This is a genomic window from Streptomyces sp. NBC_00704 (assembly GCF_036226605.1).
Taxonomy (GTDB): domain Bacteria; phylum Actinomycetota; class Actinomycetes; order Streptomycetales; family Streptomycetaceae; genus Streptomyces.
Map to the genome: position 1 here is coordinate 7,825,667 of NZ_CP109000.1, position 11,509 is coordinate 7,837,175.

The 11,509-nt window shown below is 69.5% G+C and carries 10 protein-coding genes and 1 pseudogene; 5 read left to right on the top strand and 6 right to left on the bottom strand.

The genetic code is table 11. From position 1 onward, the window contains the following. Positions 1 to 21 precede the first annotated feature (21 nt). From OG802_RS34000 to OG802_RS34025, 6 genes are all read right to left on the bottom strand, one after another. Positions 22 to 672 carry an FMN-dependent NADH-azoreductase gene (locus OG802_RS34000; protein ID WP_329416693.1) on the bottom strand — a complete coding sequence of 217 codons (651 nt, stop codon included), beginning with the start codon at positions 670 to 672 and terminating at the stop codon, positions 22 to 24. A gap of 993 nt (positions 673 to 1,665) precedes the next feature. Then, positions 1,666 to 2,793 (bottom strand): NADAR family protein, encoded by a 1,128-nt coding sequence (locus OG802_RS34005; RefSeq protein WP_443055420.1) that lies wholly within the window; start codon positions 2,791 to 2,793, stop codon positions 1,666 to 1,668. 364 nt (positions 2,794 to 3,157) lie between these two features. Then, positions 3,158 to 3,778 (bottom strand): Rv1733c family protein, encoded by a 621-nt coding sequence (locus OG802_RS34010; RefSeq protein ID WP_329416696.1) that lies wholly within the window; start codon positions 3,776 to 3,778, stop codon positions 3,158 to 3,160. Between the two features lie 56 nt (positions 3,779 to 3,834). Continuing rightward, on the bottom strand, positions 3,835 to 4,641 hold the full coding sequence (locus tag OG802_RS34015) for a hypothetical protein (RefSeq protein WP_329416697.1): 807 nt from the start codon (positions 4,639 to 4,641) through the stop codon (positions 3,835 to 3,837). After that, the gene (locus tag OG802_RS34020; protein ID WP_329416698.1) at positions 4,638 to 5,012 is read right to left on the bottom strand and encodes a TraR/DksA family transcriptional regulator; all 375 of its coding nucleotides are present in this window, start codon (positions 5,010 to 5,012) and stop codon (positions 4,638 to 4,640) included. The genes OG802_RS34015 and OG802_RS34020 overlap by 4 nt, the downstream gene beginning before the upstream one ends. Before the next feature lie 46 nt (positions 5,013 to 5,058). Then, positions 5,059 to 5,385 (bottom strand): TraR/DksA C4-type zinc finger protein, encoded by a 327-nt coding sequence (locus OG802_RS34025; protein ID WP_329416699.1) that lies wholly within the window; start codon positions 5,383 to 5,385, stop codon positions 5,059 to 5,061. 341 nt (positions 5,386 to 5,726) lie between these two features. Between OG802_RS34025 and OG802_RS34030 the strand changes: the two genes are divergently transcribed. The 5 genes and pseudogenes from OG802_RS34030 to OG802_RS34050 form a co-directional block, all read left to right on the top strand. Further along, on the top strand, positions 5,727 to 6,677 hold the full coding sequence (locus tag OG802_RS34030; protein ID WP_329416701.1) for a HAMP domain-containing sensor histidine kinase: 951 nt from the start codon (positions 5,727 to 5,729) through the stop codon (positions 6,675 to 6,677). Continuing rightward, positions 6,674 to 7,339 (top strand): response regulator transcription factor, encoded by a 666-nt coding sequence (locus OG802_RS34035; protein ID WP_329416702.1) that lies wholly within the window; start codon positions 6,674 to 6,676, stop codon positions 7,337 to 7,339. Before OG802_RS34030 ends, OG802_RS34035 begins: the two co-directional genes overlap by 4 nt. A 582-nt stretch (positions 7,340 to 7,921) precedes the next feature. Next, complete coding sequence (gene secD, locus OG802_RS34040; protein ID WP_329416703.1) at positions 7,922 to 10,186, top strand: protein translocase subunit SecD; 2,265 nt, start codon at positions 7,922 to 7,924, stop codon at positions 10,184 to 10,186. Between the two features lie 311 nt (positions 10,187 to 10,497). Beyond that, positions 10,498 to 10,815 (top strand): hypothetical protein, encoded by a 318-nt coding sequence (locus OG802_RS34045; RefSeq protein WP_329416704.1) that lies wholly within the window; start codon positions 10,498 to 10,500, stop codon positions 10,813 to 10,815. A gap of 303 nt (positions 10,816 to 11,118) precedes the next feature. Continuing rightward, positions 11,119 to 11,415: pseudogene (locus tag OG802_RS34050) on the top strand (urease subunit gamma); the annotation flags it as partial. Positions 11,416 to 11,509: the final 94 nt, after the last annotated feature.

Here is an 11,509-nt window from a genome sequence, read left to right on the forward strand (position 1 = left end):
CCTCCTCAGGAGGCGGTGGTGCTATGCGGCCAGACGCATCAGCAATTCCTTGGCACGGGACTGGGCGGCCGTGAGGGCCTCAGCGCGGGAGGCCTCGAAGAGCGGAACCAGGTCGGCCATTGCGGGGACGGTCGGGGCGAGGGTCAGCTCGGGGACGATGAAGGTGACGTCCAGGCCGAGACCGGTGCCGAGGGCCTGCCGCAGATAGCTCTGCACATAGTCGTTGCCATGCTGGGGTGTGCCCTGCTGGTACGACCCGCCACGGCTGGTCACGACGACGACAGGCTTGCCTGCGAGCGAGGGCTTCTCGGTCATCGCGGTGCGGCCTACGGCGAAAACGTGGTCGAGCCAGGCCTTCAGCGTCGAGGGGATCGAGTAGTTGTACATCGGGGCACCGAGCAAGATCGCGTCCGCGGCCTCGGCCTCTTCGATCAGCCTGGCGCGCAGAGCAAAGGCGGCCTGTTCCTCGGGGGACTGATCCGTGACTGGGGTGTAGCCGGCGTAGTAGGCGGCTGCCTGCAGATGGGGTATCGGTTCGGCGTCGAGGTCACGGTAGATCACCGTGCTCTGCCGGTGCTCGTTCTCCCATGCCGCGCGGAACGCGGCGGTCACAGCGCGAGAGTGCGAGTTCTCGCGGTTGAGAGAGGTGTCGATGTGCAACAGCGTGGCCATGACGGTTCTCCTGAGCTCAGTGTCCGCGGCCGGGCGACCGGGACGGTCGCACAACCCGCGGAGACTTCGTCGGCGGATCAACTGGTGAGTGAGTTGCAGGACCGCCTCTGCGACCGCCCTGCTGTGTGCAACAGCCTGCTTCCTCAAGCAGGGTTGAGGTCCAGCAGTCGTGATCCAGATCACCGTCCAATGCGGCATCACCTGCGCCCAGGACAGCCCTGAATCCGTCGCTGAGCGCAAAGCCTGCAGTTCTGGCGCGGTTCGCCGTGGGGGCGTCGTCCCAGGACCAGGACGGTGCCGAAGGGTCAGAGGCGCAGGGTGGCCGTTCGGCCTGGCGGGGGCAGGCGGGGGCTCATGACCGACAGGACAGACGTGGCGCGAGCGGGTGCACCAGCCCGGCCGTACCGGCATCCGCCGAGGAGATGGAGTCGGTCGCCCAGGGGGTGTGACTGTCCAACACGTCAGGCGCAGCGCGGGCGGCCGCCCGGTCGGGCGGCGGGTGGGTGGCTGTTACCCGCTTTCGGGTGACGGCTTGTCGCATGGTGGGGTGGCGTGCCGTGGCGGACAGGCGCGAAGCCGCGGCCCCTCAAGGGGTATTGGGGCATCAAGCCATCAACCTCGCGCATCCACCAAAGACATGGCTGTTACAGGTGAGAGTCGCCAAGACTCGTGCAACACGTGACACAAGCCCTTTTTCCCTCGATGCGCGGCGGGCGGCGGACAGAGTGTGTGTGCGCGGTCAGTCCGGCCGCCGCCCGCACACCACACCGGCATCCCGACGGCCCTGAACACTGGCGGGGGAGGGTGCCCGCACCATCTGGGGACTTCCCGCTTCTGCTTCTGTCACCGCCCACCGTCTGGCCGGCGCCGCGCTCGCCGCCGGCGTCCTCGTGTCGGTGGCGGCGCTGCCGGCGTCCGCGGCTCGACCACCGTCCCGGCCGGGAGAGGGTGGAGATCTCCGCCGTCCGATCTGCGCCTGGCTGATCCGGTCGATCATTGCAGGACGTTCAGCTTGGCGGCGACGAGTTCTGAGCGGGAAAGCTCCAGCAGTCGGCCCATCCAGTTCCGTCCTTCGAGCCCGTGTTGACCCCAAAAGGTCGATCCGAGCTCGGTGTAAATCAGTCGGGTGGTGCCTGTGGCCATCAGCGTCTCGGCGAACTCGGGATGTTGCTCGAACTTCGCGCGCAGCAAGCGTGTCATGACGGCGACTCGAACCTGGGGCCAGTCGTTGCGCACGGTGGAATTCTCAGCGAGTTTCTGCGCGTCATACGGTGTTTCCGCGCCAAGGATCTCAGCCTGTCGTTCTTCGTCGGCGACCGCCAGCGCCCAGTAGGCATGCGCAACGGTGGGATAGGTTCGGTTGCCCAGGACGATTGGCGCGGGGAACTCATTGCGCAGTACGAGGGTGCCCGGGTTCTCGGGCCAGCCGCGCGGGAAGACCGCCTGGTTGAGATGGACGCTGCTCTCGACTGGTTCAGTCGGACCGTCGGCGGGTGTCTTCGTCTCGTACTGCTTCCGCGAGTGCTCGCGCTGCGCGAAGTAGTCCAAGGCGGAGGAGTGCATCTCGTCGGTGACATCGACGGTGTTTCCGTTCCACAGCTCGATCTGGTTCCCGGGGCCGGTCGCGATCACCTGGAGGGGGAAGTCCTTGCGGTCCATGTCGCCCAGGGCGTATCTCCGCAGGTGTTCCGGGATGGCTTCGTAAGCTTCACGAACGGTGGTCCGGTTGGCCTCGGTCGGCTGTTCTCGGAAGGCATCGACGGCGGCGAGGCAGCGGCCGGTGGAGTCCGGACGGCCGTTGAGCCGGTAGATCTCGTCGCGGACCTCGCCGAGCAGCATCTCAGGCGTCAGCTGGCTGTTCGGCTCGGTGAACTTCCACGAGGCGAGGTGGTGAGCAGATGCCCAGGCGCCTTCGGGCAGGTCGGTGGCGACCCATCCGGAGGCGAGCTTGCCGGCGAAGCCCTCCAGGGTCTCCAGACCCCAGCAGTCGACCATTCCGTCGGCGTAGATCAGCAGGTCGGTGAGGAAGTAGGTCCCGCCGTTGCGGATGAAGGCGTGCCGCCACGTGCCCTCGATACGCTCGCCGTCCACGTTCCGCCACGTTCGCTGTCGTATCCCCATGCGCGACAGGGTAGCTGTCCGCACTTCCACAAGATCGGGATATTCCGGCTGGGGTTATTCAGGCAGTTCAGCGTGGGGTTCGCCGAGGCCGATCGGGCGCGGCACCAAGCCGGGAGAAACCGGTTGTCGTGCCATCTCCGAGACCGTGCTTGAGATCTGACATGGGGTGATCGGTCGGTGACTCGCGTCGTGAACCGTGACCATTGCCTTGAGCCTGAGGAGGTTGAGCGCGACCGTTGGTCGATTCCCTGGGGCGGTGAAAACAGGCTGATGGCGACCGCGCGCGACTGCCGATGGGATTCGCACCCGCTGACGGGGACCGTGGTGGCGGATCAGTGGGTCAGTGGGTCAGCGGATCAGCGGATCAGCGAGACGTAGTCCACCGAGGGGCGACATCGGCCCAGGCCGCGTCCCACTGGGCGACGTTGTGCTGCTCCAGCCTGCGGTTGGCGTAGCTGTAGGCGGCAGCGCCGAGGAGCGGGACGGCCAGGGCGGCGAGAACGGCATAGAGCATGGTGCGGTTGCGGACCTGTTCCGTGGTCAAGGGCGGATCGGTGATCTTTCCTTCGTCGTTCACCCATACGTGGACGGTGCTGCCGGCGGCCAGGGCGGGTTCGACGTCGGTCTTCGCAGTGCGGGTGTGGCCGTGGGGGTCGGTGAAGCGAACGGTGGCCGGGTACAGGGTCTTCTTCGCCTCGTACGATCCCGGCTCTGGATGGCGGGGGGCATCGTGGACCAGTACGGCGGTGGTGTGGTGCCGGGTGGCGGCCTGGTGCCGGGCGGTCTCCTTGTGATGGCGGTAGGCGGTGTCGCCGATGAGGAACATGGCGGCGGGGGTGGCGGCCAGCACAGCCAGGAACAGGCCGACGGCGATCAACCCCTCTGCAAGATCGGTGCGACGGCGCAGGGGATTGCGCCGCCACCGCCACAGCAGCGTGTGCGGGAGTTCGTCGGGAGGGTTTGCCGGGGGATTGACGCGGGCCACGGTGTCTCCTTCCGCATGAACGTGGCACCTGGCCGGGCGCTTGCCGAGGTGGTGGGTCAGTGGTGCTGCGTGGTGGTGGAAGGGTGGGCGTGGGCGGCTTGGAGGAGTTTCGCGGCGCCGCGGACTGCGGCGGTGTGGGGAGAGGGGAGGGACAGGGCGGGGGCGCGGAGCCGGCGGCTGAGGGGGTACGTGATATCGGGTCGTAGCGCGCCCCCGCCGGCGAGGAGTGCACCCCGCTGGAGGGCATCGCGTGTCTGGGAGGTGCGGTCCTGGTTGGTCATGGCGGTCACCATGGCGACGACCGCGTCGGCGATCTGCGCGGGCGGGGTGAGGCTGTCCAGGTCGCTGGTGCCCAGGGCGGTGTGGCGGGCGTCGGTCACCGCGCCGTCGGTGAGGAGCGTGACCTCAGTGAGGTGGGCGCCGATGTCGACGACGAGCAGAGGACGGGCCAGGTCGGCGTCCGCTGCCACCGCCACCGCACGGGCGGTGGGGACGGTCAGCACGGTGCCCGGATGCAGGACGTCCACTGCGGTGCGGGCTTCGGCCCGGTAGGTGATTCCGCCCAGGACGGGCGTGGTCAGGATGAGCAGCGGGCGGCCGAAGCGGGGCAGACGGTGGCCGAGCAGACGGTCGAGCATCCGCGCCGTTCCGGGAGTGTCGACGATCGCCCCGCGCTGGACGGGATACACGGCACCGGTGCCCGGGACGGTCACCGTGGGCACGTCGAGGATCATGCGCCGTCCGGACATCCAGGCGCGGGTTCGGGCGCTGCCGAGATCGAGGGCGATGCCCGTGCACTGTCGGCACCAGGGCCACGGACGGTGCCGGGCGGTCGTGGGACGAGGGCTGGGGGCGGTGGTCATCGGTCGGCCTCTCTGACCTGTTGGCAGGGGGCGCAGTAGCGGGCCTGCGGCACGATCATCAGCCGCTCGCGGGCGATGGGGCTGCGGCACAGGCGGCAGGTGCCGTAACGGCCCTGGTCCATCCGTGTGAGCGCCGCTTCGACGTCGGCCAGGACCATGCGTGCGGAGGCGGCGAGTGTGACGCGGACCTCGATCTGGGAGGCGGCTTGCCGGTCGCGGAACGCGTCGGCGCGGGACGTGGCGGCGGTGGAGAGCTGGTGCAGCTGTTCCTGGCGGAACAGGCGCTGTTCGTGCAGGTTCTCGCGCAGTGCGGCGAAGTCCTCAGTCGACAGGTCGGTGTTGCGGTCGTCGATGATCTGGTGGTTCACCAAGTCACCCCCTGGGCAGGGCGGGAGAGGGAGGTCGGACGGGTGGTTGTCAGACGGCGTTGCGCTGGCAGGGGACACAGAACGGGGTGTAGGGCAGGATTTCCAGGCGTTCGACCGGAATCGGCCTGGTGCAGTGGCGGCAGATGCCGTAGCTGCCGTCTTGGACGCGGGCGAAGGCGGCCTCGACCTCGGCGAGGACACGCTGGATGGTTTCCTTCTGCGTGGGCATCACCTGTTCGTCCGCGTCAGCTCGAGCCTCGCCGATGGCCCGCAGCTGAGTGAGTCGGGAGGCCCGTTCGTGTTCGAGGCGCTGCAGGGCCTCGTGCGCCGTCAGCCGTTCGGAGCCGGCTTCGGTCTGGGGCGTATCGAGTGACATGGCGATTCCTTCTTTCCACGTGAGGTGGGATGGGCCGGGCGGGCAGCCGTTGGGGCCAGGAGGGGGGAGAGTCAGGGGGCTGGTTCCTGCCTCTACCGTGGCCGCGACGCGGCGCAAAGCCCATCGGGCGCGATACCCATCTGTGGGATGGCCCGTGGCCCATCGCGGCGTGGGCAGGCCGGGCGCGGGAAATGGGCATTGGAGCCCATGGCCGCGTCGGCCGGCAGCGGGCAGCATGGACAGCGGACCGGTCAGTACCGGCTGGACGCAGCTCACGCTCGGGGTGCGCGGTGACCGACAGTGGAGACAGTGCCGTGTCACACGGAGAAAGGTGTCAGTCGGTGTCCCTGTTCTGGCGGATCTTCGCGCTCAACGCGGTGGTACTGGGAAGCGCCACCGCGCTGCTGCTGTGGGCACCGGTGACCGTCTCCGTGCCGGTGGTCCTGACGGAGGCGATCATCCTCGTGTCCGGCCTGGTCGTCATGCTGGTCGCCAACGCGGCCCTGCTACGGATCGGACTGGCTCCGCTCGGCCGGCTCACCCGGCTGATGGCCACCGTCGATCTGCTGCGCCCCGGGCAACGACTGCCGGAAGGGGGAGGCGGTGAGACCGCCGAACTGATCCGCACCTTCAACGCCATGCTCGAGCGCCTCGAACACGAACGGGCGTCCAGCAGCGCCCGCGCCCTGTTCGCGCAGGAAGCCGAGCGGCGCCGCATCGCCCAGGAACTGCACGACGAGGTGGGCCAGAGCATGACCGCGATTCTGCTGTCGCTGGAGCGGGCCGCCGACGACGCGGACGAGCCTCTGCGCGGTGACCTGCGGCAAGTACAGGAGATCACCCGGGGCAGCCTGGACGAGGTACGGCGCCTGGTGCGTCGGCTCCGGCCGGGCGTACTCGAGGACCTCGGTCTGGTCAGCGCGCTGACCTCGCTGACCGGCGAGTTCGCCACCCACGTAGGGCTGCGGGTGGTGCGTCGTTTCGAGATCGGCCTGCCCGCGCTGGACCCTCAGACAGAGCTGGTGCTGTACCGCGTCGCCCAGGAGGCCCTGACCAACGCGGCCCGTCACGCCGAGGCCGGCCAGGTGGAGGTGAGCCTGCGCCACACCGGCGAGGCGGTCGAGCTGGCCGTCGTCGACGACGGCCGCGGCACCGGGGCGGCCCGCGAAGGAGCGGGAATGCGCGGAATGCGCGAGCGTGCCCTGCTGATCGGGGCCACTCTGGATGTCACCTCCCAGCCGCAGGCCGGTACGACGGTCCGACTCACCGCGCCCCTCAGGAAGCAGCCATGACCACGCCGCACACATCCGTCATCCGTATCCTCCTCGCCGACGATCACGCGCTGGTACGCCGCGGGGTGCGGCTCATCCTCGACCGGGAGCCGGATCTGGAGGTCGTCGCCGAGGCCGGGGACGGCGCGCAGGCCATCGAACTGGCCCGCACCCAGGAGGTCGATCTCGCGGTGATGGACATCGCCATGCCCCGGATGACCGGTCTGCAGGCCACCCGGGAACTTCTCGCGCTCAAGCCCGGCGTGCGGGTGCTGATGCTGACGATGCACGACAACGAGCAGTATTTCTTCCAGGCGCTGAAGGCCGGCGCCAGCGGATATGTGCTCAAGTCCGTGGCCGACCGCGACCTGGTGGCCGCATGCCGCGCCGCGATGCGCGACGAGCCCTTCCTCTATCCGGGGGCGGTCACCGCGCTCATCCGCAACTACCTCGACCGGGTCCGCCACGGCGAGGAGCCGCCCGATCAGGTGCTGACCCCGCGCGAGGAGGAGGTCCTCAAACTCGTGGCGGAGGGGCACTCGTCCAAGGAGATCGCCGAGATGCTCGTCATCAGCATCAAGACCGTCCACCGGCACCGGGAGAACCTGCTGCACAAGCTCGGCCTGCGTGACCGACTGGAACTCACCCGCTACGCCATCCGCGCCGGCCTCATCCAAGCCTGACCCCGCCGACTCCTGAGGGCTCCGGCTGCCCGCTCCCCGGTCGGGGCCTTGAGGCTGCGGACCGCTGTCGGCGGGCCGCCACCAATCGGAAGGGAGTGGGGATGGCCCGCTTCACGCACACCGTCGCGCGCACGGGTGGATGTGGCTCGGTCGCGGTGTGGACCATCCTGCTCGCCGTTCTCGCCACCCTGCTCGGATCGTCTGCCCTGGGCAGCCAGCACCCCCGCCTATCGAAGGGCGCGGTGGCCGCCGCCGAGGCCGCCCCGGCGCACAGCGAGCTGTACGCAGACAGAGCGGACCCTGCCGTCTTCACCGTCTCCGTTCGAAGCCATCGGGACGGCGCCGGCCAGCGTCATGCTCCGCCGGTCTCCACCCCGGCTGCGTTGCCAGGCACGGGGGCCAACCCGTTCCGGCTCGCACTGCCCCCGCCCCCGGCGATAGGCCCGCCCGCATCGGAGCAACCGGCACACCGATACGGGGTGAGGGCACCACCTGCGCTCTCCGGCATCTGAACCTTCACCTCTTCTCCCTTCTCGGCCGCGGCCACTGTCCTGGCCGCGGTGTGCCTGCCGGAGGCCCGCTGTGAACCGATCCCCGCACATCAGAGGGCTGATCGCCCTCGCTGCGGTCGCCCTGTCCCTGTACGTCGCCCTCACCGTGCCCGTCCACCTCGGACTCGATCTGCGGGGCGGCACCCAGATCGTGCTGGAAACCCGCCCCGCCGCCGACGCCGACGGCGAGGCCACGGACCGCACGGTGGAGGTGCTGCGCGGCCGTATCGACGCGCTCGGTGTCGCCGAACCCACCATCGCCCGCTCCGGCAGCGACCGGATCGTCGTCGAGCTGCCCGGCCTGCAGGATCCCCGCAAGGCGGCCGAGGTGCTCGGCCGCACCGCTCAGCTCACCTTCCACCAGGTCCTCGGCACGGCAGCCGGCGCCGACGACGTATCGGATCCACTTCACAAACGGCCGCGCGAGCAGGTGGTGGCCGACGAATCCGGCCAGTACCTTCGCCTTCAAGCAGCTTCACTGACCGGCAAGGACGTCGAGAAGGCAGCCGCCCGCTTCGACCAGCAGGGCGCCGCCGGATGGCACGTCACCGTCGACTTCAGGGGATCGGGCGAAAAGGGGTGGGCCCGCCTGACCGGCGAGGCCGCCTGCCACGCGCCCGGGGATCCGGCCCGCCGGGTCGCCATCGTCCTGGACGACAAGATCATCTCTTCGCCGCAGGTCGACCCGTCCGTCGCCTGTCGTTCCGGCATCAGCGGCGGCTCCACCCAGATCACGGGAACCTTCGACGACAGCGAGGCCAAGGAACTGGCCCTGCTCATCAACGGCGGCGCCCTGCCGGTGCCGGTCGACACCGTCGAACAGCGCACCGTCGGCCCCACCCTGGGCGCGCAGGCCATTACGGCCAGCGCCTGGGCCGCTGTCGTCGGCACGGCTTTGACGTCGTTGTTCATCATCGCCGTCTACCGGATCCTGGGCGCTCTGGCGACCGCGGCCCTGGCCTGCTACGGCCTCATCTCCTACGCCGCCCTCGCCGCCCTCGGCGCCACCCTCACCCTGCCGGGCCTCGCCGGTTTCGTGCTGGCCATCGGCATGGCGGTCGACGCCAACGTGCTCGTCTTCGAACGCGCACGCGAGGAGTACGCCTCCCGCCACCGCCCCACCCCGCGGTCGTCCCTGACCGCCGGATTCCGCCGGGCATTCAGCGCGATCGCCGACTCCAACATCACCACCTTGATCGGCGCCGGCCTGCTGTTCTTCCTCGCCTCCGGGCCCGTGCGCGGGTTCGGCGTCACGCTGGGCATCGGCGTCCTCGCCTCCATGGTCAGCGCCCTGGTCATCACCCGTGCCCTGGCCGACTACGCGGTCGCCCGCCCCGCCTTGCGCCGCCGCCCCCACCTCACCGGCATCGCCCACACCGGCACCGTCCGCGACCGCCTCAGCCGCAGCAGACCGAACCTTCTGCGCCACCCGCGCCGATGGCTGGCCACCTCGGCCGCCGCCCTCGTCCTGGCCGCCGCCGGGATCGCCGTGCGCGGCCTCGACTTCGGCGTCGAATTCACCGGTGGCCGCCTCATCGAATACACCACGACGACCCCCGTCGACGCCGACCGGGCCCGCAGCGCGCTCGCCGACGCCGGGTTCCCCCGGGCCGTCGTCCAGACCTCGGGCGACAACCAGCTCACCGTCCGCACCCAGCACCTGAGCAACACCCAAGCGGCGGCCATCACCGACACCGTCACCGACCTGGCGCCACGAGCCGACAAAATACGCGACGAAGCCATCGGGCCCAGCCTCGGCAAAGAACTGCGCCACGGCGCTCTCATCGCCCTCGTCGTCGCCCTCGGCGCCCAGCTCATCTATCTCGCGGCACGCTTCCGCTGGCTGCTGGGCACCTCCGCTGTCGCCGCCCTCGCCCATGACGTCGTGATCCTCGTCGGCATCTTCGCCTGGCTCGGCAAGCCCGTCGACGGGGTCTTCCTGGCCGCGCTGCTGACCGTCATCGGCTACTCCGTCAACGACTCCGTCGTCGTCTTCGACCGGATCAGGGAACTGGGCCGGCGTGACCGCAAGGCGCCCTTCGCCCGCGTCGCCAACCAGGCACTCCTGCAGACCCTGCCCCGCACCGTCAACACCGGCATGGGCGCCGTCTTCATCCTCACCGCACTCGCCGTCCTCGGCGGTGACACCCTGACCGACTTCGCTCTCGCCCTCCTCATCGGCCTCGTGGTGGGCACCTATTCGTCGATGTTCACCGCCACACCGCTGGCCATCGAACTGCACCAGCGCGGCGGGGCTGGTCGCATCCCCGCAGTCAGGGGCAGCACGCGCCGCTGACGTCGGGGAGGTCCGGTCCTGTCGGCAGTGATGATCAGGCGGCAGGACCCAACCGAACCCGTACTCTTCCAGCAGACCGAACAGGGTCTGTGCCGTCCGGCTCGCCCAACTGCGCGCCGAGCTCTGCGGCCTTGCGGTGCAGCACTCCCCGCACCGCCGCGCCGGCTGCCGCAGTATTCCTCCACGGAACGGGCCAGGAGCCGCCCGGCGAACTCGTAGCGCCGGTCAGGCAGGCGGAGCCATTGAACCGGCACGATTCATGCTGAAGGGCTTTTGGCGGCGGCCCTTTCGGGGACCTCTCGCCAGAGCTCGTGGCGACGCGCGTGGTCGGGCCGGTTGGCGGTCTCGCGTTCGGGCTCGCTGGCGGGATCGCGGTCGGGCTCGGGCCCGCCGACCGGCCGGGAGGCGGGCCAGCAAACGGGCTCGCGTTCGGGCTGTATTGGCTCGCTGGGGCCGGCCGCCGCTACCTGGTCTTCCTGCTCTGTATCCGGGGCGGATTGCCCTGGCGCCTCGGCACTTTCCTGAACTGGGCTTACGAGGCAGGACATCTGCGGATCTCCGGCGTGGCCTACCAGTTCCGGCACCGCGAACTCCAGGACTGGCTCACCGCACACCCCACTCCCGCGTGAAAGCGCAGCCTCAAGGCGCCTTTTGTCCTGCCCAGTCATGTGATGACGCTTCTCGGCCAGGCTTCTTGCCGGTGTCCGTCCCGTGGACGCTGACGCGGCTCCGCCGGGGCCTTTCCCTTCTCGTGGGGGCAAAACGGCGTGCTCTGTGAATTCACCAGATGGTGTGGAGCAGCCGCCGGTTAATCGTTTCGCCGCCCCTTTGCCCGCTGATGCTCGTAGAGCGCCCGTGCCGTCCGGGGAGGTTGTGCGTGAGCGGGCTGTGTCCGGACGCGCGCACGATCCGAACGAGAGAAACGAGTCCTCGTGCATTTGACTCCGCATGAGCAGGAGCGGCTGCTGATCCATGTGGCTGCCGATGTGGCGCAGCGGCGCCGCGATTTGGGGCTGCTTTTGAACTATCCAGAGGCGATGGCGCTGTTGACGGTGCACGTCTTCGAGCAGGCGCGTGCCGGGAAGACGGTCAGCGACGTCATGGACTCGGGCCGGCATCTGATCAGCCGGGCTGAGGTGATGGACGGCGTCCCGGAGATGATCAGGAACGTTCAGGTGGAGGCGACGTTCCCGGACGGTACGAAGCTGGTCACCATCCACGACCCCATCCCGGAGGCCGCGGCAGAGGGGTCCGGCGTCTGTCCGGGCAAGGTGGAGCACCCCCGGCCGCCCCGCACGTCGCAGGGGCCGGTCGACTGCGGCG